The organism is Neobacillus sedimentimangrovi, from assembly GCF_010614825.1.
GTDB classification, from domain to species: Bacteria; Bacillota; Bacilli; order Bacillales; family Cytobacillaceae; genus Neobacillus; species Neobacillus thermocopriae.
Map to the genome: position 1 here is coordinate 1 of NZ_JAAFZF010000022.1, position 22099 is coordinate 22099.

General features: G+C 37.3%; 24 protein-coding genes. 23 read left to right on the top strand and 1 reads right to left on the bottom strand.

The window, feature by feature from the left end; all coding sequences use genetic code 11:
• Positions 1-186: 186 nt before the first annotated feature.
• On the bottom strand, positions 187-333 hold the full coding sequence (locus GZA11_RS09015; protein ID WP_081905044.1) for a YpzI family protein: 147 nt from the start codon (positions 331-333) through the stop codon (positions 187-189).
• Between the two features lie 107 nt (positions 334-440).
• Between GZA11_RS09015 and GZA11_RS09020 the strand changes: the two genes are divergently transcribed.
• From GZA11_RS09020 to GZA11_RS09125, 23 genes are all read left to right on the top strand, one after another.
• On the top strand, positions 441-1049 hold the full coding sequence (locus GZA11_RS09020) for a YphA family membrane protein (RefSeq protein ID WP_163183540.1): 609 nt from the start codon (positions 441-443) through the stop codon (positions 1047-1049).
• A 169-nt stretch (positions 1050-1218) separates the two neighbouring features.
• Positions 1219-2529: a ribosome biogenesis GTPase Der gene (gene der / locus GZA11_RS09025; RefSeq protein ID WP_038535881.1), complete on the top strand. Its 1311-nt coding sequence runs from the start codon at positions 1219-1221 to the stop codon at positions 2527-2529.
• 20 nt (positions 2530-2549) lie between these two features.
• On the top strand, positions 2550-3599 hold the full coding sequence (locus GZA11_RS09030) for an NAD(P)H-dependent glycerol-3-phosphate dehydrogenase (RefSeq protein ID WP_163183541.1): 1050 nt from the start codon (positions 2550-2552) through the stop codon (positions 3597-3599).
• Positions 3600-3808: 209 nt separating this feature from the next.
• Positions 3809-3994 (top strand): DUF2768 domain-containing protein, encoded by a 186-nt coding sequence (locus tag GZA11_RS09035; RefSeq protein ID WP_038535877.1) that lies wholly within the window; start codon positions 3809-3811, stop codon positions 3992-3994.
• 31 nt (positions 3995-4025) lie between these two features.
• The gene (locus tag GZA11_RS09040) at positions 4026-4736 is read left to right on the top strand and encodes a hypothetical protein (RefSeq protein WP_163183542.1); all 711 of its coding nucleotides are present in this window, start codon (positions 4026-4028) and stop codon (positions 4734-4736) included.
• 342 nt (positions 4737-5078) lie between these two features.
• A complete protein-coding gene (gene spoIVA / locus GZA11_RS09045) occupies positions 5079-6557 on the top strand; it encodes a stage IV sporulation protein A (protein WP_038535873.1) in 1479 nt (492 codons plus the stop codon).
• A gap of 364 nt (positions 6558-6921) precedes the next feature.
• A complete protein-coding gene (locus GZA11_RS09050; protein ID WP_038535872.1) occupies positions 6922-7194 on the top strand; it encodes an HU family DNA-binding protein in 273 nt (90 codons plus the stop codon).
• A 175-nt stretch (positions 7195-7369) separates the two neighbouring features.
• A complete protein-coding gene (folE, locus tag GZA11_RS09055) occupies positions 7370-7936 on the top strand; it encodes a GTP cyclohydrolase I FolE (RefSeq protein WP_038535870.1) in 567 nt (188 codons plus the stop codon).
• Between the two features lie 27 nt (positions 7937-7963).
• Positions 7964-8200, top strand: a complete 237-nt coding sequence (gene mtrB / locus GZA11_RS09060; protein WP_038535869.1) for a trp RNA-binding attenuation protein MtrB — start codon at positions 7964-7966, stop codon at positions 8198-8200.
• A 197-nt stretch (positions 8201-8397) separates the two neighbouring features.
• Positions 8398-9207 (top strand): heptaprenyl diphosphate synthase component 1, encoded by an 810-nt coding sequence (locus GZA11_RS09065; RefSeq protein ID WP_038535868.1) that lies wholly within the window; start codon positions 8398-8400, stop codon positions 9205-9207.
• 4 nt (positions 9208-9211) lie between these two features.
• Positions 9212-9916, top strand: a complete 705-nt coding sequence (locus tag GZA11_RS09070) for a demethylmenaquinone methyltransferase (RefSeq protein WP_038535866.1) — start codon at positions 9212-9214, stop codon at positions 9914-9916.
• Between the two features lie 40 nt (positions 9917-9956).
• A complete protein-coding gene (hepT, locus tag GZA11_RS09075; protein ID WP_038535864.1) occupies positions 9957-10919 on the top strand; it encodes a heptaprenyl diphosphate synthase component II in 963 nt (320 codons plus the stop codon).
• A gap of 107 nt (positions 10920-11026) precedes the next feature.
• Positions 11027-11473: a nucleoside-diphosphate kinase gene (ndk, locus tag GZA11_RS09080; RefSeq protein ID WP_038535862.1), complete on the top strand. Its 447-nt coding sequence runs from the start codon at positions 11027-11029 to the stop codon at positions 11471-11473.
• A 163-nt stretch (positions 11474-11636) separates the two neighbouring features.
• Positions 11637-12809: a chorismate synthase gene (gene aroC / locus GZA11_RS09085; RefSeq protein WP_163183561.1), complete on the top strand. Its 1173-nt coding sequence runs from the start codon at positions 11637-11639 to the stop codon at positions 12807-12809.
• Positions 12809-13879 (top strand): 3-dehydroquinate synthase, encoded by a 1071-nt coding sequence (gene aroB, locus GZA11_RS09090; RefSeq protein ID WP_163183543.1) that lies wholly within the window; start codon positions 12809-12811, stop codon positions 13877-13879. Before aroC ends, aroB begins: the two co-directional genes overlap by 1 nt.
• 16 nt (positions 13880-13895) lie before the next feature.
• Positions 13896-14300 (top strand): chorismate mutase, encoded by a 405-nt coding sequence (gene aroH / locus GZA11_RS09095; protein WP_163183544.1) that lies wholly within the window; start codon positions 13896-13898, stop codon positions 14298-14300.
• Between the two features lie 7 nt (positions 14301-14307).
• Complete coding sequence (gene hisC, locus GZA11_RS09100) at positions 14308-15426, top strand: histidinol-phosphate transaminase (protein ID WP_163183545.1); 1119 nt, start codon at positions 14308-14310, stop codon at positions 15424-15426.
• Between the two features lie 2 nt (positions 15427-15428).
• Positions 15429-16535: a prephenate dehydrogenase gene (locus GZA11_RS09105; protein WP_163183546.1), complete on the top strand. Its 1107-nt coding sequence runs from the start codon at positions 15429-15431 to the stop codon at positions 16533-16535.
• A 26-nt stretch (positions 16536-16561) separates the two neighbouring features.
• Positions 16562-17848 carry a 3-phosphoshikimate 1-carboxyvinyltransferase gene (aroA, locus tag GZA11_RS09110; RefSeq protein ID WP_163183547.1) on the top strand — a complete coding sequence of 429 codons (1287 nt, stop codon included), beginning with the start codon at positions 16562-16564 and terminating at the stop codon, positions 17846-17848.
• Positions 17849-18398: 550 nt separating this feature from the next.
• On the top strand, positions 18399-18959 hold the full coding sequence (locus tag GZA11_RS16900) for a reverse transcriptase domain-containing protein (protein ID WP_268926764.1): 561 nt from the start codon (positions 18399-18401) through the stop codon (positions 18957-18959).
• 14 nt (positions 18960-18973) lie between these two features.
• Positions 18974-19702 (top strand): reverse transcriptase domain-containing protein, encoded by a 729-nt coding sequence (locus tag GZA11_RS16905; RefSeq protein WP_268926765.1) that lies wholly within the window; start codon positions 18974-18976, stop codon positions 19700-19702.
• 196 nt (positions 19703-19898) lie between these two features.
• Positions 19899-20798, top strand: a complete 900-nt coding sequence (locus tag GZA11_RS09120) for a hypothetical protein (protein WP_163183548.1) — start codon at positions 19899-19901, stop codon at positions 20796-20798.
• 29 nt (positions 20799-20827) lie between these two features.
• On the top strand, positions 20828-22093 hold the full coding sequence (locus GZA11_RS09125; RefSeq protein ID WP_163183549.1) for a tetratricopeptide repeat protein: 1266 nt from the start codon (positions 20828-20830) through the stop codon (positions 22091-22093).
• Positions 22094-22099 lie beyond the last annotated feature (6 nt).

The following is a 22099-nucleotide window of genomic DNA, read 5'->3' on the forward strand; positions in this document are numbered from 1 at the left end:
GGCGGATTGCCTGCAGTCCCATTCTACACAAAACCCTCGACAACTCCTATTGGAAGAGTCGAGGGTTAAGAAGTCTATTCGAAAGATATCAAGAGCTACGTCAAACTTAATTGAACCGCCGTATACCAAACGGTACGTACGGTGGTGTGAGAGGTCGGAGGTTAGTCACCCCCTCCTACTCGATTTTTAGATATCATACTTCCCGTCATTTAAACCTCTTGCTTCGGATGGGCTTGATAACTTTGTGGCACCTTTATAGTGTAAAGCTTGGTCACGATCTGATTCTACCCTTTTACTCTCTCTTAACTTCTTTTCTTGACGATCTTTTCCCATATATGAACACCTCCTATTTTTTAAGATGAGTCCAGATGAAAATATTATTCAAGGAGTATGAAAGTACATAATAGGTACCAATAATGTAAATAATAGGAGGTGTGAAAATGGAAGGGGCTTTGTTTTATTGGGGGTTTTGGCTGTTCTGGGTTATATCAACCTTTTTTTTGCCAAAACAAAACCCGTACCGAATGAAACTTGCGGCTACTATATTAATTGCCATAATTCTTTCAAATTATTATCTGATATTAGGTAAGTTTGAAATGAATGTCAGTGGATTATTCGTATTAATAGTATCTTACTTCTTTTTAAGTCATGAGAAATGGAGTACAATAATCTACTCCATTATTTGTTCTCTAATTATTTCAATGGCTTATACTGGTTTTCAATTACTTGAGATCTTTGATCCTGTTTGGGTAATTTTTAAGAGGGAATGGATGTTAGCGGTTGGAATGGTATTTTTAACAATTCTATTACAGAATAAATTAAAGGGAAGGTTGTTGGCGGTATTAAGTGGTACAATCCAGGGAGAGGTATTATATTCGATAATACTCAATAAAAATAATTTACCACATCAAGTGTCAGATTTGAATTATTTGGATGTTTGTTCTCTGATTTCTATTTTACTAGTTATATGGAGTCTCCTGGAAAATGCAGGTGTAATTTTCCAAAATCATTGGAGCTTTTTGGAGAAATCGAAACAAAAATCTACTTAAGAAACTCACTTATTCTTACGATTGCAGGAAAGTATAAATATTGCTAAGATAATAGGCAGGCCCTTCTTACCAATGGAAGGGTTTCTTTCTTCGTTAACTTGATTTTTGTATTTGGAAGGATAAGCGCTTCAATTTGTTAAATATAAATATGGAAAGGGTGGCGATTAAAATGGTAAAACCTGTTATTGCCATTGTCGGAAGGCCTAATGTTGGGAAATCCACAATTTTTAACCGTATTGTTGGTGAGAGAATATCGATCGTTGAAGATATTCCAGGAGTAACACGGGATAGAATTTATAGTTCTGCAGAATGGTTGTCCTATGATTTCAATATTATTGATACAGGTGGTATTGATATCGGGGATGAACCATTTTTAGAGCAAATCAGGCAACAGGCAGAAGTGGCGATTGATGAAGCGGATGTTATTATTTTTTTAGTAAATGGAAGAGAAGGTATAACTGCTGCAGATGAAGAAGTAGCCAAAATTTTATATAAGTCAAAAAAACCAATAGTATTAGGAGTAAATAAAATAGATAATCCAGAAATGCGTGACCTAATCTATGATTTTTATTCACTTGGATTTGGTGAGCCGATTCCAGTTTCTGGATCACATGGGTTGGGAATTGGAGATTTACTCGACGCTGCAGCTAAATATTTCCCGAAATCAAAACAAGAGGAATATGATGAAGATGTTATCAAATTTTCTTTAATTGGCCGGCCAAATGTTGGTAAATCATCCTTAGTGAATGCGATATTAGGAGAAGAACGCGTGATCGTCAGTAACATAGCTGGGACAACCCGTGATGCAATTGATACGCCATACACATACCATGGGCAAAAATATGTCATCATTGACACAGCTGGAATAAGAAAAAAAGGAAAGGTCTATGAGAGTACAGAGAAATACAGTGTATTGCGTGCGTTAAGAGCTATTGAACGGTCTGATGTCGTTTTAGTTGTCATAAATGCAGAAGAAGGAATCATTGAACAAGATAAAAAGATCGCCGGTTACGCTCACGAAGCAGGAAGGGCGATTGTAATTGTTGTAAATAAATGGGATGCTATCGAGAAAGATGAAAAAACGATGATTGAGTTTGAGCGTCAGATACGGGAACAGTTTTTATTTCTTGATTATGCACCAATCGTTTATTTATCTGCCAAAACCAAAAAACGGATACATACATTACTACCGATGATTAATTTAGCAAGTGAAAATCATTCCATGCGAGTGGAAACGAGTGTATTGAATGATATTATTATGGATGCTGTCGCCATGAATCCTACACCTACAGATAAAGGTAGACGATTAAAAATTTACTATGCAACACAAGTATCAGTTAAACCTCCAACTTTCGTTATTTTTGTCAACGATCCGGAATTATTACATTTTTCTTATGAACGATTTTTGGAGAATCGAATTAGAGATGCGTTTGGTTTTGAGGGAACACCTATCAAAATTTTTGCAAGGGAAAGAAAATAAGCGTAAGGACGGTGTATTGGATGGTACAAGAAAAAGAGGTTATAGCTGTAATTGGAGCTGGAAGCTGGGGAACTGCCCTTGCAATGGTGTTGGCGGATAATGGTCACAATGTACGTCTTTGGAGCCATAATGAAAATCAAGTGAAAGAGATTAATGATGAACACACAAATAAAAAATATTTACCCGAGATTCGTCTACCTCAATTAATTACTGGATATGCTTCATTAAGTGATGCCTTAAATGGGGTGGAAATGGTAATTTTGGCTGTACCAACAAAGGCCATCCGGGAAGTAATTGGTAAAATGAAAGCAGTTATTAAGAATCCCATTACGCTTACACATGTCAGTAAAGGAATTGAACCAGACACTTTATTACGTATTACGGAAATTATTCAAGAAGAAATGCCGTCGGAACTTTTAAAGGATATAGTCGTCCTTTCCGGACCTAGTCATGCAGAGGAGGTTAGTCTTCGACAACCAACAACGGTGACTGTTTCTTCCGAAAACATGGCTGCAGCCGAAGTGGTACAGGATTTGTTTATCAATAATTATTTTCGCGTTTATACTAATCCTGATGTAATTGGTGTTGAGATTGGTGGTGCACTAAAGAATATTATTGCCCTTGCTGCTGGTATTACAGATGGATTGGGTTATGGTGATAATGCCAAAGCAGCTTTAATTACGAGAGGATTGGCGGAAATCGCTCGCCTTGGAACAAAAATGGGCGCCAATCCTTTGACCTTTTTAGGCTTAACTGGGATTGGTGATTTAATTGTCACATGTACAAGTGTCCATTCAAGGAATTGGAGAGCTGGTAATCTTTTGGGGAAGGGGAAAACGCTCGATGAAGTCCTTGAAAATATGGGAATGGTTGTTGAAGGTGTCCGGACAACGAAAGCCGCATATCAACTGGCTAAAAAATATGATGTGAAAATGCCAATTACATTTGCTCTATATGATGTATTATTCAATGGTAAAACCACGAAAGATGCGGTAGATGGTTTAATGGGCCGAGCGAAGACTCATGAAATGGAAGATTTGGTAAATATTCTTGGTGAAAGAAATTTGTAGATGAAAAATAACGGTTTTTGATAAGAATTTAGGCGTTCGATGATACGCTTTTTAACAAATATGCATACAATGCAGCGAAGTAACTTGATAGTATGACGCCTGGAGTATGGGTTATTTAGTCTAATTGGCTGAAGTAAAGAATTCGCCCCTCTTTACTTCAGTTTTTTATTTTTTGTGCTATAATTACAGTCGAAAAAGGGGGAAATTTGATGTCATCAGGTATGATCAAAATGTGGATATCTATTGCTGGAATGGGATGTATGTTTCTGGCAATCTTATTCATTTATTTGAGTCGATATAAATTAAATGGGATTTTTCGAGTTTTTACTGGAATCTTTGCTTATTTATTTTTACTAGTTTCAGGTTTGATATTGTTTATCGTACTTTTTACATAATCAAAAAATGTCTAATAACAAAGGTGATTATATGAATTGGAGAATGCTTGGTGTTTTCTTGGTACTTACAGTTTTCCTTTTATCGGGCTGTATGTATCCGAAAGAAAAGTTAAAACAGAATCAAATACCTTATAAGGATCAAATCCAAGCAGTTCAAACGGCAGTAGATGAATTTAGAAAGGATAATGGCGGAATTCTTCCCATTAAAACTAAGGAAGCGGAAACCCCAATCTACCAAAAATATTTGATTGATTTTAAGAAAATCACGCCAAAATATTTGGCAGAACCTCCTGGAAATGCTTATGAAAGTGGAGGGGTTTTTCAATATGTACTTGTTGATGTAGAAACGAACCCAACTGTAAAAATTTTTGATTTAAGGATAGCAGAGACGATTCGGGAAATTAAGTTAAGGATTAAAGCAAACGATTACCCGCCTTATAAAGAAACATTGGCTAAGAATATTTACTCTCTTGATTTTAAACAGTTAGGTTATAAAAAACCACCTGTGGCTGTAAGTCCATATACAAATCAAAATTTATCATTTGTTGTCACGGGAAATGCCGAAGTATATGTGGATTATCGCCCAGATCTTTATCAAGCCCTCAAGAAATCTGAAGTGGATCTGAAACCAGGGGAAGACATTCGTTCTATTCTAGTGAAAGATTCGATGTTTGTTCCTGCTTATTCATTACCGTATACATTGGATGAAAAAACAAAGGAACCAATATTTCTTGAAGAGTGATACTGTTTTAAACATATATGATTTGATTAAGACGAGTCTGTATCTATAATTTTTGTCATAACCCTTTTCTTACGAAATATATTGTAGGAGAAGGGTTTTTTTATGCAAAACATATAGTAAAGGGGAACATACTATTTCCCTTTACATGATCATAGATAGAAACCCTCCATTCCATTAAACAAATTAGTAAATAGATAACAGCAAATTAAATTAAAGATAAGGAGGTAAAAAATTTTATAAAAATGTCATAACTAAATAGGACAACATCATAAACATATACTGTCCCAAAATACCTAATGGATGAAATTATCCCACTTTACGATATGATCAGGAGGGGATCACTTGGAAAAGGTAGATATTTTTAAAGATATTGCTGAAAGAACGGGCGGCGATATTTACTTAGGAGTAGTCGGAGCAGTAAGAACAGGTAAATCAACATTTATAAAAAAATTTATGGAGCTCGTTGTCTTACCGAATATTAGTAGTGAAGCGGAGAGATCCAGAGCACAAGATGAGCTTCCACAAAGTGCTGCCGGAAAAACAATTATGACCACTGAGCCGAAATTTGTTCCGAACCAGGCAGCAACCGTTCATGTGGACGAAGGGCTCGATGTAAATATTAGACTAGTAGACTGTGTAGGTTACACCGTTCCGGGAGCAAAGGGTTATGAAGATGAAAATGGACCAAGAATGATCACTACACCTTGGTACGAAGAACCTATTCCTTTTCATGAGGCCGCAGAAATTGGTACGAGAAAGGTCATTCAGGAACATTCGACAATAGGCGTTGTTGTTACTACGGATGGAACAATCGGAGAAATTCCAAGAAGCAATTATATTGAGGCTGAGGAAAGAGTTATTGAGGAACTGAAAGAAGTCGGTAAACCATTCATTATGGTGGTCAACAGTGCCCAGCCTTACCATCCGAGTACAGAGACGTTGCGATCTAGTTTGGCAGAGAAATATGATATCCCTGTAATTACAATGAGTGTTGAAAGTATGCGTGAAAGCGATGTATTAAATGTCCTTAGGGAAGCACTATATGAATTTCCAGTACTTGAGGTAAATGTAAATTTACCAAGCTGGGTAATGGTGCTTAGGGAAAATCACTGGCTCCGCGCAAGCTATCAAGAAGCAGTAAAAGAAACGGTTAAAGATATCAAGAGATTACGGGATGTTGACCGAGTAGTTCAGCAATTTAGTGACTTCGAATTTATTGAAAGAGCAAGCCTTGCAGGGGTTGAAATGGGCTCTGGCGTTGCTGAAATCGATTTGTATGCTCCAGATGAATTATATGATGATATATTAAAAGAAATCGTGGGTGTGGAGATTAGAGGAAAAGATCATCTTTTGGAACTTATGCAGGATTTTGCTTATGCCAAGGCAGAATACGATCACATTGCTGATGCTCTGAAAATGGTGAAGCAAACAGGTTATGGTATTGCCTCCCCGACATTATCCGATATGAGTCTCGAAGAGCCGGAAATTATTCGTCAAGGGGCCAGATTTGGTGTAAGATTAAAAGCGGTAGCTCCATCCATTCATATGATAAAAGTAGATGTTGAATCCGAGTTTGCACCAATTATAGGGACGGAAAAACAAAGTGAAGAGCTTGTCCGATATTTAATGCAGGATTTTGAGGACGATCCGCTGTCCATTTGGAATTCTGATATCTTTGGACGAAGCTTAAGCTCTATTGTTCGTGAAGGGATACAAGCAAAGCTGTCATTAATGCCGGAAAATGCAAGATATAAACTGAAAGAGACGTTAGAAAGAATTATAAACGAAGGCTCAGGTGGATTAATAGCCATCATTTTATAAAAGACTCCTTTGGGGGTCTCTTTTTTATTAGTTTGAAGGTCACTAATCTAAACAGAATTTCCATGTTTGACTAAATTAGTAGAATTTTGTGTTATGAAAGAAAAGATTCCCATAATTTCTTGAAATCTTCTTGATTAGCTCTATTGATTATGATAATCTTTTAACAGAATTACGTGATAGCGTAGAAACCCTAATATCACGGGATTTTAAGACGAAATTAGTCCACTTTTTCACAAAAAGTAGGAAATTGAATGAAATATACATGAAATCCTCGCTATGACGTATATATTTTAGAAATTTTGTTTAGAAATGTAGATAAGTAATCTTCATTAACTTGAACATACTTTGGGAGGAGGTGAAAGGCATGAACAAGACAGAACTTATTAATGCAGTTGCTGAAGCTAGCGAACTTTCTAAAAAGGATGCGACAAAAGCAGTTGATGCAGTGTTTGATACAATTTTAGAAGCTTTAAAAAATGGTGATAAGGTCCAACTTATTGGATTTGGTAATTTTGAAGTACGTGAGCGTGCAGCACGTAAAGGCCGTAACCCGCAAACAGGTGATGAAATCGAAATCGCTGCTAGCAAGGTTCCTGCTTTTAAACCAGGTAAAGCGCTTAAAGAGGCAGTAAAATAATTACATAAATATGTGCTTTAAGCGAATGCTTAGGCAAAAAGGCCATGGATTGTTCCGTGGCCTTTTTCTATGAAAAGGTCTTAACACAACTGGGTTAGTTTTTTGCTTGCATGGAAATGGTTGTGCTAATATGTATTTATTATCAATATTGTTGGGAATTTTGGGAGGAATCATTATGGCAGAAGTAAATCGTGCCCAAATTGAAGAAGCGGTACGTTTAATATTAGAAGCAATTGGAGAAGACCCAAATCGTGAAGGGGTACTAGATACTCCTAAACGTGTAGCGAAAATGTATGAAGAGGTTTTCAGTGGATTAAATGAGGATCCAAAACAACATTTTGAAACCATTTTTAGTGAAGAACATGAAGAATTAGTTTTAGTAAAGGATATTCCTTTTTACTCCATGTGCGAGCATCATCTTGTTCCTTTTTATGGAAAAGCTCATGTGGCCTATATTCCGCGTAATGGACGTGTAACAGGTCTAAGTAAGTTGGCAAGGGCAGTGGAAGCTGTAGCAAAAAGACCACAGCTCCAAGAGAGGATCACTTCAACAGTTGCAGATAGTATGATGGAAAAGCTCGAACCTCATGGAGTAATGGTTGTTGTAGAAGCGGAGCATATGTGTATGACAATGCGCGGGGTAAAAAAGCCAGGATCAAAAACGATAACTACTGCCGTTCGTGGAGTATTTGCCAAAGATACAAACGCACGTGCTGAAGTACTTTCATTAATAAAAAATTAATTATTATACCAAATAGGGGTGATAATTATGGAAAAGCACGGGCCACAGACAAGCGATTACGTAGTAATTAAAGCCATTGATGATGGAGTAAGCGTTATTGGTTTGACTAGAGGTTCAGATACAAGATTTCACCATTCAGAAAAACTTGACAAAGGAGAAGTGCTCATCGCCCAGTTTACTGAACATACATCAGCCATTAAAATTAGAGGGAATGCGAAAATTTTGACACAGCTCGGTGAAATTGAAAGTGAAATTAAGAAATAATAATTATTGCAATAAATCAATGAAATGGATTTATTTTGTGAAATCATGCCCATAAATGCCCATATATGATATAATGGTGTTTGTCTTGTTTGATTTACTTGCTGAGGTTGCAAAAATTTTATGGGTAAGATTTATTTTTCAAGATTAGGAATGAAAATACATATACACATTATTTTGGGGAAGCAAGGGTGATAAAAATGCAAGATATTCGACACAAATATTTGTCCATAAAAGAGAAAGTCGAAAAAAGTGTTTTTGACACTTACTTGCTGAAATATATTAAGGCACCAATTATCGACGATGAAAAGCTCCTAATCCTTATCTCGATTATGGATCAGCTTGATTTGTCTGATAATGAATTAGAAACTTACGTTCTTTCAACAATGCTGGTACAAATCGCCCTTGATACCCATGAATATATATCAACAGCAAAAGATGAAAAAATACGTCAGTTGACTGTATTGGCAGGCGACTATTTTAGTGGTCTATATTATAAGCTTCTGGCTGAATCAGAAGATCATTTAGTTATTAGAGCTCTTTCCAGAGGCATAAAAGAAGTGAACGAACATAAAATAGCTGTTTACCATAAAGAAACTACCGAAATACAAAAGCTTATGCAAAGCATGATGATGATTGAAAGTTCATTGCTATTAAGACTTTTTGAATATTTTAAATTAGATTTATGGAATGAGCTGGTTTCCCATTTATTACTATTTAAACGGCTTTTAAATGAGAAAAATGAATTTATTCAAAAGGGCCGTTCATTTTTGTTTGATGCACTTAAACAAACAGTATTCCCGGTAACAAAATATAAAATGATGGATATGTCGATTGAGCAGAAAAACAAGCTTATCATGGTGTGCGATAATTATCTTGAACTTTCAAAAAGAAATATTGAAAAAGGGCTCCAGCAGTTTCCTTATTTAAATCACGTCCTAGAAAGCAAAATTTTTACATTATTAAACCAATACCAGCCATATGCCAAAACTTTTGTGGAAGAAGGGTAAAAATATGCAGCAGTCAAAAGAACAACGGGTTCATCATGTTTTTGAAAAAATATCAGATAACTACGACAAAATGAACTCGGTAATCAGTTTTCAACAGCATATTAGATGGCGTAAGGACACGATGAAACGAATGAATGTCCAATCGGGGGCGAAAGCGCTGGATGTTTGTTGTGGTACAGCTGATTGGACAATTGCTCTAGCCGAAGCGGTTGGTCCAAATGGAGAAGTAATTGGCTTGGATTTCAGCAAAAATATGCTGAAAGTTGGAAATGAAAAAGTCAGACGTCTTGGGCTTAAGCAAGTAAAACTGATTCACGGTAATGCAATGGAGCTTCCTTTTCCTGATAATAGTTTTGACTATGTCACCATTGGATTTGGGTTAAGAAATGTGCCTGATTATTTGCAGGTATTAAAAGAGATGTACCGAGTAGTTAAGCCGGGTGGAATTGCGGTTTGTCTTGAAACATCACAGCCTACGATGATCGGCTATAGACAACTTTTTTATTTTTATTTTCGCTTTATTATGCCTTTGTTTGGCAAATTATTTGCAAAAAGCTATCATGAATATTCCTGGTTGCAAGAGTCCGCACGTGATTTTCCGGGGATGAAGGAATTGGCGAAAATGTTTGAACAAGCTGGCTTTGTTGATGTGACATATAAACCATACAGCGGTGGTGTAGCAGCCGTTCATATAGGTCATAAGAAATAATAAAGTAACAAGACAGGATGAAAAGCAGGGTGAATACAAAGTGAAATTGAAAATGATGTATTCATTTTTGAATTCAGATATTAACTTAATAGAAAAAAAGCTTGAAGAGACGATTCAACCGGAGTCTCTTCTATTGCGACAAGCTTCAAGGCATACATTACAAGCTGGGGGAAAAAGAATTCGTCCTGTTTTTGTTTTGCTTGCAGGTAAATTTGGTCAATACGATATTCATAGGATGAAAAATGTTGCGGTTGCTCTTGAGCTTATTCATATGGCATCACTTGTTCATGATGATGTCATTGATGATGCCGATATTCGTAGGGGCCAGCCTACGGTTAAATCAAAGTGGGATAATAAAATTGCCATGTACACTGGTGATTATGTATTTGCGTTGGCATTAGAATTAATGACCAATATAGAAAATCCATTGGCCCATAAAATATTGGCAAATACAATTGTGGAAGTTACAGTTGGAGAAATTCAGCAAATAAAGGATAAATATCGTTATAATCAAAATTTCAGGGATTATCTTCGAAGAATTAGAAGAAAAACGGCATTGTTAATTGCTGTTAGCTGTCAATTGGGGGCCATTGCAGCACATGTAGATGAATCCATACATAAAAAACTTTTTCTATTTGGCTATTATGTAGGAATGTCTTTTCAAATTACTGATGATATATTAGATTTTACAGCAACTGAAAAAGAACTTGGAAAACCGGCTGGTAGTGATCTGTTACAGGGCAATATTACTGCTCCTGCATTATTTGCCATGGAAAATCGGGAGGTTCGCAAAAAGATTGAAACAGTAAATGAGAATACATTGCCTTCTGAAATGGAAGATATTATACAATTAATTAAACAGTCAGGGGGGATTGAAAAATCTATCTCCTTAAGTGATCAATACTTAAATAAAGCGTTGACAATACTAGCGGAACTTCCAGAAAATCGTGCAAAAAAAGCACTTCGTGATATTGCGAAGTATATTGGTAGACGGAAATTTTAGAAGTTATGTTCTCTCCTGAATTTTCTTGCTATTTCATATGAACAATGGTAAAATTTTGTTGGGTTGTTTATGGCAACTATCATACATAAGGGTTTAGGAGTGGGAGAATGGAAAGGACATTTTTGATGGTTAAGCCAGATGGTGTACAACGCAATCTAATTGGTGAAATCGTTTCCCGATTTGAAAAGAAAGGTTTCCAGCTTGTTGGAGCGAAATTAATGCACATTCCAACAGAACTAGCCGAACAACATTATGGTGAACATAAGGAGCGACCATTCTTTGGTGAATTAGTTGATTTCATCACATCAGGACCTGTATTTGCCATGGTTTGGGAAGGTGAAAACGTAATTGCAACTGCACGCCAAATGATGGGCTCAACCAATCCTAAGGATGCTGCACCTGGAACAATTCGCGGTGATTTTGGCTTAACAGTTGGTAAAAATGTAATTCACGGATCAGATTCACCTGCAAGCGCAGCTCGTGAAATTGGTTTATTCTTTAAAGAAGCTGAATTAGTCGAGTATAAGAAGCTTGTAAATGAATGGGTTTATTAATAAAAATGGTAAGGGCACTTGTATAAGGTAATACAGGTGCCTTTTTGTATCCGATTACAAAATAAATTTCTCTTTTCTGAATTATTCTACTATGTTTCTTAGCTTGTATATGGTATATTGATACATAATTCTTTAATGAGTTGAAGGGAGAAAGAGAATGGGTATGAGGTATTTAACAGCAGGAGAATCTCATGGTCCACAACTTACGACAATTTTAGAAGGTTTTCCGGCAGGTATGCCGCTACTTGCGGAGGATATAAATGAAGAATTGGCAAGAAGGCAAAAGGGCTATGGTAGAGGAAGAAGAATGCAGATTGAAAGGGATACAGTGGAAATTGTTGCGGGTGTCCGTCACGGTTATACATTAGGTTCCCCTATTGCATTGGTAGTGAAAAACAATGATTGGAAGCATTGGACAAAAATAATGGGAATTGAACCGCTTGGACAGGACGAAGAAAATGAAGTAAAACGTAAAGTCAGCCGTCCTCGCCCGGGCCATGCTGATTTAAATGGTGCCATTAAATATGGTCATAGGGATATGAGAAATGTCTTAGAACGTTCTTCCGCTCGTGAAACCACCGTACGTGTGGCGGCTGGAGCAGTAGCAAAAAAACTTCTATCTTTAGTAGGGATTAAGGTGGTATCGCAAGTTGTTGAAATTGGTGGAGTGAAAGCGAGTGTCGATTACTCACTAACATTAGATGAAATAAAAGAGCGTACAGAAAATTCACCTGTCCGTACGTCTGACCCAGATGCCGAAAAGAAAATGATGAAAGCTATTGATGATGCTAAGGAAAATGGGGATTCAATTGGTGGAATTGTAGAGGTGATTGTAACAGGGATGCCTGCAGGTGTGGGTAGTTACGTTCATTATGATCGAAAACTGGATGCGAAATTAGCAGCTGCAATCGTTAGTATCAATGCATTTAAAGGTGTTGAGTTTGGCATTGGTTTTGAAGCAGCTAGAAAACCAGGAAGTGAAGTACACGATGAAATTGCATGGGAAAAGGAATCTGGTTATTATCGTAAATCAAACCGATTAGGCGGATTTGAAGGCGGGATGACCACTGGTATGCCGATTGTTGTTAGAGGAGTAATGAAACCTATTCCAACCTTGTATAAGCCGTTAATGAGCGTTGATATTGAAACGAAAGAACCATTTTCCGCTAGTATTGAGCGTTCAGATAGCTGTGCTGTCCCTGCAGCAGCCGTTGTTGCAGAAAATGTCGTTGCTTGGGAATTGGCCAATGCTCTTGTCGATCAATTTTATAGCGATCGTTTTGAAACATTTGTGGAAGAAATCAACAGGCAACGGGAATATGCGAGGGAATTCTAATGGAAACCATTCACATCCAGACAGAGTCTAAAAATTATCCTGTCTTTATCGGGGAAGGTGTTCTTAATAAACTTGGGCCATTTCTAAAAAATCACTTCACAAATCTAACACGAATTTTCATTATTACTGATGAGACAGTAGCTAAAATGCATTTGGATAAGTTAACTTCTGAATTAAACCCATGGGATCCAATCGTATTTACCACTCCAAGCGGAGAAAAGGCAAAAACATTTGAGGTCTTTTATTCGGCTTTATCAAAAGCTTTGGAAGATCAGCTTGATCGGAAATCTGTCATTCTAGCATTTGGCGGTGGAGCAGTGGGAGATTTGTCAGGGTTTGTTGCGTCTGTATATATGAGAGGTATCCCTTTTATTCAAATTCCGACAACAATTTTGGCACATGATAGTGCTGTAGGTGGAAAAACGGCCATAAACCATCCCCTTGGAAAAAATATGATTGGTGCTTTTTATCAACCAGAAGCTGTTTTTTATGATTTGGAACTGCTAAGGACACTACCACCCCAAGAAGTACGCTCAGGTTTTGCTGAAGTTATTAAGCATGCACTTATATATGATGCTAATTTTTATCATTGGCTAAAAACATCTGTGCAAGATTTGAATGCTATTTCGGCTGAACAGTTAACTGAGTCATTAACAAAAGGCATTAAAATTAAAAATGAGTTTGTTAGAAAAGATGAAAAGGAAACTGGGGTTAGAGCCTATTTGAATTTTGGGCATACTCTTGGGCATGCCATCGAAGCAGAAATGGGCTATGGGAACATTACTCATGGCGAAGCTGTAATGATTGGGATGATATTTGCCCTAAAATTAAGCAAGCAATTAACAGGACTTGATTTTGACATGGAAGAATTTATTGAATGGGTAGAAGGGCTCGGATATAGAACAAAAATTCCAAAGGGATTAGCTATTGAGAACTTATTAAAAAAAATGAAACACGACAAAAAATCAATTGCAGAATCCATTCGTTTTGTGTTGCTTGAGAGTATAGGTAGACCAATCCTTAAGACAATTTCAGATTCCAGCATTGTTGAGGAGCTTAAAGTTTTTTAAATGAGGGAGTGAAGACATGATAAGAGGGGTGAGAGGAGCGACGACGGTCAGTGCGAATACAGAAGAGGAAATATTATCAGCTGCTCAAGAGCTTTTAATGAAATTAATCGAAGTCAATCATATTCATCCTGATTCCGTCGCCTCTGTATTTATATCCACAACTGAGGACATTAATGCTGTCTTTCCCGCTAAAGTACTTAGAAATTTTGAAGGATGGACGTATGTGCCTGTAATGTGCATGAGGGAAATTCCTGTTCCTAATTCTTTATCGAAATGTATTAGAGTGATGATGCATGTCAATACCAACAAGCCACAAAATGAAATTCATCATGTGTATTTAAAGGGAGCCAAAGTGTTACGACCTGATTTAGGAAAAGTTCCTGAATCTGATGATGTTACTGAAAATAAAAGAGAGGGATGAGGGGTAGATGAGATGGAAAGAGCAATTATTAAAACTGACTCCATATCAGCCTGGGAAATCAATTGAGCAAGTTAAAAAGCAATATCAACTTGAGAAGATCGTAAAGCTTGCTTCCAATGAAAATCCTTTTGGATGCTCTGAAATGGTGAAATCGGCACTCCGCTCTTATTCTGAGAGTTTGGCTATTTATCCGAACGGAAATGCAGCCAATTTAAGAGAGAAATTGGCAAAATTTTTACAAGTTGATGAAGAAGAAATCATTTTTGGGAATGGTTCCGATAATCTGATTCAAATAATTTCAAGAGCACTTCTCCATCCGAATGCTAGTACAGTTATGTCAACAAATACTTTCTCACAATATAAGCATAATGCAATATTAGATGGAGCTATTATAAAGGAAGTCCCAGATATAAATGGTGAACATGATTTGGACTCCATGCTAGCGGCTATTGATGAAAAGACAAATGTTATTTGGGTGTGTAGTCCAAACAATCCGACTGGTACCTACATACCAGAAAACAAATTAGTTGCCTTTCTTGATCAAGTTCCAGAACATATTTTAGTTGTACTTGATGAGGCATATTACGAATATGTAATTGCAGATGATTATTATGATTCCATTAATCTAACCAGGAAATATCGAAATTTAATAGTTTTACGAACCTTTTCGAAAATTTATGGTCTGGCTGCGTTAAGAGTCGGATATGGAGTAGCCCAAAAGGAAATTATTAAGGCGCTTGAACCAGCGAGAGAGCCGTTTAATGTAAACTCTGTAGCTCAGACAGCAGCTGCCGCCGCTATTGCGGATCAAAAATTTGTAGAAGAATGTAAGAAAAAGAATAGACAAGGGTTGGAACAATTTTATCAATTTTGTAAACGAAATGATCTTCGTTATTATCCGTCACAAACAAATTTCATCTTAATTGATTTTAAAGTGGAAAGTGAAAAGGTATTTCAATTTTTATTGGAACGGGGTTTCATTGTTCGATCTGGTAATGCTTTAGGGTTTCCGACAGCGGTCAGAATTACAGTAGGATCCACGGAACAAAATGAGGGAGTGATCAAAGCTCTTGAAGAGTTCCTTGCCGAATACAAATCAGAAGTGGAAACAATATTGGGGGAATAATGTTGAAAGGCCGGGTTTTTGTCATTGGTTTAGGATTAATTGGGGGATCGCTTGCCCTTTGTATAAAAAAAGAGCATCCCAAGGCGGAAATTATCGGGTTTGATATCAATAGGGAACAAGCTCGGCTTGCAAAAATGCTCGGAGTTATTGATGAAATAGCTGAAAATATTCCAGATGGAGCCCAGGAGTCTGATCTTATTATTATATCAGCGCCTGTGAACGATACGAAATCTATTATTCAAGCCTTATCAAAGCTGACATTAAAGCCGGATGTTTTGATTACGGATACCGGCAGTACGAAACAGAAAATCGTCGATAAGGCAACGAAATTAAAGGAGAGGGGAATCACGTTTATTGGAGGACATCCAATGGCAGGTTCTCATAAAAGCGGCGTTTCAGCTGCCAAAGAAATTTTGTTTGAAAATGCTTTTTATTTGTTAACACCTGAAGATCATATAACAACCGAGAAGATTGAACTTCTTAAAGACTGGTTAAAAGGGACAAAAGCAAAGTTCTTAACCATTTCTCCTCAAGAACATGATTATTTAACGGGAATTATCAGTCATTTTCCTCATATAATAGCTGCCTCTATTGTACGGCAAACAGAAAGATTAAGCGGTAATGAAACTATAATTCCTCGCCTTGCAGCTGGAGGTTTCAGAGATATTACCCGTATTGCCTCAAGCAGTCCACAAATGTGGAAGGATATATTAATGCATAACCGTGAGAATTTAATAGAATTATTAAATCAGTGGCAGGAAGAAATGGATTTTGTTAAAGAATTACTAGAAGAAGGAAATGATAAAGGGATATTGGAATATTTTTCTCAAGCCAAACAGTTTCGGGATGGATTACCGGTGAAGGAAAAAGGGGCAATACCTGCCTTTTACGATCTATTTGTTGACATTCCGGATTACCCTGGGGTTGTTTCCGAAATCACAGGATATTTGGCGATGGAAAATATTAGTATTACCAATATTCGAATCCTTGAAACAAGAGAGGATATTCATGGAGTACTTGTAATAAGTTTCCAAACGGATGAGGATCGTCAGCGTGCAGAAAAATGTATTCTAACTTATACAAATTATACAACCTCAATCGGTTATTAAAGATAAATAGCAAAAGGTGGAAAGTAATGGGATCAATAAAACTTAAGTCAAATGTCAGTAATTTGACAGGAGAAATAAAAATTCCTGGTGATAAATCGATTTCACATCGTTCTGTCATGTTTGGTTCAATTGCTCACGGTGAAACGGTTGTTACTAATTTTTTGCCTGGTGATGATTGTTTAAGCACTATTTCCTGTTTTAGAAAAATGGGGGTAAAGATCGAAGAAAAGGATGGAACAGTAAAGATTTTTGGTAACGGAATAGAAGGATTGTCAGAGCCAGCTGAACTGTTAGATGTAGGAAATTCTGGAACAACCATTCGTTTATTGATGGGGATCTTAGCTGGTAGGTCATTTTTTTCTACACTTGCTGGAGATGAGTCCATAGCTAAAAGACCAATGACGAGGGTATCTGAACCATTATCGAAAATGGGAGCGAAGATTGATGGTCGAAAAAATGGGGCATTTACACCCATTTCAATTCGTGGTGGAAAATTAAATCCAATCCGTTATCAACTCCCTGTTGCTAGTGCCCAAGTCAAGTCAGCCATACTTTTGGCAGGTCTACAAGCAGAAGGGGAGACAACAGTAATTGAGCCCGCCAGCACAAGGGACCATACTGAGCGAATGATTCGCCAATTTGGTGGTCAGATCCATAGGAACGGCCAAGAAATAACCGTGGTAGGTGGTCAAAAGCTAATTGGTGCAAATGTACATGTTCCAGGAGATATTTCCTCTGCTGCATTCTTTCTAGTTGCTGGAGCCATTGTCCCAGAAAGTGAAATTGTTTTAAAAAATGTTGGATTAAATCCAACTAGAACTGGTATTATTGAAGTTTTAAAAAATATGGGTGCAAATTTGGAAATCATTCAAAAGGAGAATAGTTCAATTGAACCTTCAGGTGACCTTATCATTAAAACTTCAAGTCTTAAGGGCACAGTTATTGAGGGAGATTTAATTCCTAAATTAATTGATGAAATTCCGATCATCGCACTAATGGCTACTCAGGCAGAAGGAGTAACCATTATAAAGGATGCTGAGGAATTGAAAGTAAAGGAAACTAATCGAATTGATACTGTTGTAAATGAATTAAAAAAACTAGGAGCTGTTATTGAGGCAACAGAAGATGGCATGATTATCCATGGAAAAACAAGACTTAAAGGTGGCATTGTTTCTAGTCACGGAGATCATCGCATTGGCATGATGCTTGCCATTGCTGCCCTCTTATGTAATGAGGAAGTCATTTTGGAAAAACCGGAATCTATCTCTGTATCCTATCCAAACTTTTTCACACACTTAAATAGCCTACTATGATAAAAGCTGCATTTTGCAGCTTTTCCTTTTTCAGCGTGCCCAGCTAAGCTGTTATCTGCTAGTTGGTGCAAGTCCAACCCGAGTAAATGCCAAGACGCTCGGTAGCTGACAGGCAACTGGTGGAGAAATCCTAAGGTTGAAGCCCTGTGACAAAGTAACTCTCTTAGAGAGTGCGAGCAAATCAACAGACCGTAACATGAAGTGAATCCTGCCGCCTCGTCAAAAGAGACCTCCTCTGGAGGACAAAGGGAAGTCGAGCCTGGTGAAAATGGGCGAAGACCATGGAAGGTGTGAAGATCTTGGAAGTGCAGCACCGAAGAATCCCTCGGGGTAAGGGGAGCGGTATGTTGAGAAAGTAGATAACGGAACTGGGGAGGCCCTCCTCCACACTTCTTAAGAAGTAAAGAGGAAACCTATAAACCAGAAGGTGAAATGGTAGACTGTGGAGAGGGAGTCGGAGGGGGTCATAGTACTGATGAAGCCATGGAGCATAACGTGGCAGAAGGAAGGACCCCTACTTCGTTCATAAGTTAGAAGGAGGTAAGAGTGAGTGAATGCCGGAAAACTGGCTAACTACACCGATGTCAAAGCTCGAGAACTCTGGAAAACTTTATACCTTTGTGCAAAGGAAAGTCCAACACGCCGATTTCATGCCTTATACGATAAAATTTATCGTCCAGATATTCTCGCAGTGGCATGGCGTAAAGTAAAAGCGAACAAAGGAAGTTGCGGAGTAGATGGAGAAACTATTGAATTTATCGTCCATCAATACGGGGAAAGAAACTTACTGAATGAGATCTATATAGAACTCAAGCACAAAAGGTTTCACCCAAGCCCTGTTCGCCGAGTTTATATTCCAAAAGACAACAAGGGAAGCATGAGACCGTTAGGAATTCCAACGGTAAAAGACCGGATCGTACAGATGGCAACGAAAATGGTCATTGAACCCATCTTTGAAGCAGACTTTCAAGACTGTTCTTATGGATTCAGACCGAAAAGAAATGCTCACCAAGCCATCGCAAAGATTCGAAAATTGAGTAGGAACCATTACTGGGTAGTAGATGTAGATATTAAAGGGTACTTTGACAATATCAATCAAGAAAAAAATTAATGAAGTTAGTCGAAATGAGAATCAGTGATCGCCGAGTGTTGAAACTGATTCGGAAATGGCTGAGAGCAGGTGTAATGGAAGATGGCCAGTTTCATAACACCGAAAAGGGTACCCCGCAGGGCGGAGTCATTTCGCCTCTTTTAGCAAACATCTACCTCCATTATATGGACACGATATGGAAGAGGAAGTTCCTACATTTGGGGGAACTGGTGCGATACGCAGATGATTTTGTGATTATGTGTCGTACGAAAACCCAAGCTCTGGAGAGCATCCAGGTATTAAAAGCAATCATGAAGAAACTAGACCTTGAAATCAACACGGAGAAATCCAAACTCGTTAATATCTGGGATGACACAAATGGATTCGACTTTCTAGGTCTACATCATCGGAAATTCCCTGTGATGAATAAGGGAGGCTCGAAAGTTTATGTCATGTCTCACATTCCAAGTAAGAAAGCCATGAAGAAGATGAAAATGAAGATTAGGGAATATACGAGTCCTAAGAACAAACTATTTATGGACATCAAAGAACTGGTGAAGGGGCTCAATCGAATTTTACAAGGGTTTAAGAATTACTATAGCATTTCGCCCATCGCCAAGAAGTGGCTAAATAAAGTGGACTGGTATGTACTAGAGAGACTTACTCTGTTTTGGAATAAGAAGAAGAACAAAAGGAAGAAACATGCGAGAATGAAGGAAGTTATGAAAGTAACGCAAGGCTTAATAGTGAAATTAGCAAGTTAGACTGGAACGAAAGCCAAAGGAGAAGAACGTCGGAAAGCCGTATGAGGGAAAACCTCACGTACGGTTTGATGAGGGGAAGCTGAGAGTAAAAGAGACAGCATAAGCTGTCTCTTTGAAATCAGTTTTCTACTCTACTAAGTCATAGTTTCGAAATAAGCTGCATAGCTTGTCATAAAGAGAGGAAAAGGGTGGTTGGATGGCTTATATTATTGAAAATGCCAATATCCTAAAAAATAACAAAATAACTTTACGTTCATTTTTAATTGATAATAACAGAATTACAACCATATACAACCGCTCCGAAAATTATCAATTTATAAAAATGAATTTTGAACAGTTTATCATGACTCCGACGTTTGTTGTTTTACACTCTAACATTCCTTCAACAAATACTTTTCAAGAACTGAAACAATTTATGATTGAGAACTTTTTACGAAAGGGAAGCACCACGATATTAACTTATATCAAAGTTTTCTATGAAGATGAATTAGCAGCTAAATTGAAAGAGTTTAAAATGAAGCTAAACAGCAGCCCGGTGGATATTATGATAGGAGTAAGAATTCCAATAAGGCTTGTTACACCTTCGTTTATTAGAAAATGTAAAAAAGAAAAAGTACCGGCTATTTTTGTGGAGCTTACAGGACAGGATGGGTTGAAAACGGTTCCATGGGGCTGGATTAAGGATGCCTTGTTTCCATACAATTGCCCTCTCATTCCAGTGATATCTTCTTTGCAAAAGAAGGAACGAAGAACTGTATTGTCGAATTGGAAAGAGACAGTTATAAAGGAAAAAATTCCAGCCATTTATGAGGAGCTGAAGGAAAATCAGCCATTATCTGTAAAAGTCCTCAATCAAATTGGGTTGTACCCTCATAAAGGTAGTCTATTAAACGGAACAGAGTTAAGCTACAACTTATATTTTCAATCAAGGGAAATCAAGAATGTTGATGAACAGACTTTATTTCATTATCATGGTGATAGACTTGCCGTTACAGTACACAGGGGTAAAATAGTCCGAGCCGGATCAAAAGTAATTTTTATGCCAGGATATGGGGAATTTGTTGAGGTTAGGAAGCCATCATTTTTTTCATTATAATATAATTTCTTTTTACGAGGTATTAGTCAATGGAACGAATCACTAAAATCATTCGCATGCTTGAAAACGGCCAACATAAAGAGGCTTTAACTGAATATAATATGATATTAAAAAAAGGCTCCCATGAGGAAAAATTCCTTCTAGGAGAAGAATTGTTTCACTACGGTTTTCTAGATGAGGCAAAAGCGCTTATCGAAAGCTTGCTAAAAATCTACCCTGAAGAGGGAGAACTACTTGCATTGTTAGGTGAAATTTTAATCGAAACAGGTGAGGAAGAAGAGGCTATACTTGTTTTAGAAAAAATTTCGGAACAAGATGCTTATTATGGCCAATCATTACTACTGCTGGCTGATCTTTATCAAATTCAAGGTTTGTATGAAGTAGCTGAGAGAAAGTTATTGACAGCCAAGGAAATACTTCCAGATGAACCTGTAATTGAGTTTGCTTTAGGTGAACTTTATAGCCAACAAGGTGAAATAAAAAAAGCAATGCAGGCTTATGAAGCCGTTTTAAAAGAAACGGATAAAATAGCTGGAGTCAATATTAACGGCCGTATTGCTGATTTGTTAAGTTCTTCGGGGGCTTTTGAAGAAGCATTAATTTATTATGATAAGTCACTTAATGAGAAATTAGAGATTAATACTCTCTTCGGTTATGCATTTACAGCTCTTCAAGCAGGATATAATCGTACAGCTATTGAAAAATTCAATGAATTAAAAGAGCTGGATCCGGAATATCATTCACTTTATTTACATTTGGCTCAAGCATATGAGCGAGAGGAAGAACTAGAAAACAGTCTGAATACAATCCGGGAAGGAATTCAGCAAGATGATTTTAATAAGGATTTATTCTATTTTGGCGGTAAAATTGCAATCAAACTTGGAAAGCCGAAGGAAGCAGAACAGTATTTACGTCAATCTCTTGTGTTGGACCCAGGTTTTGCTGAAGCAGCGCTAACGTTAAATAAGCTATTACTCCAACAAGAAAGATATGAAGATGTACTTGATTTGGTTTCTGAGCTAGATATTTTAGAGGATGAAGAGCCACAGCTTCTATGGGACTTGGCACTATCTCTGCAAAAACTAGAGCGATATTCCGAAGCATTAGACAAATACGAAAGTGCATATACTTTCTTTAAGAATAATGAGAACTTCTTACATGATTATGGATATTTTTTGATTGAAGAAGGAAAAAATGACCTTGCTGCCGAAATGTTTAAAAAACTGCTAAAGATGAACCCAACAAATAGTGAGTACATGGATTTAGTAGAACGTCTTACAGACTTAAATGCATAATAAAAG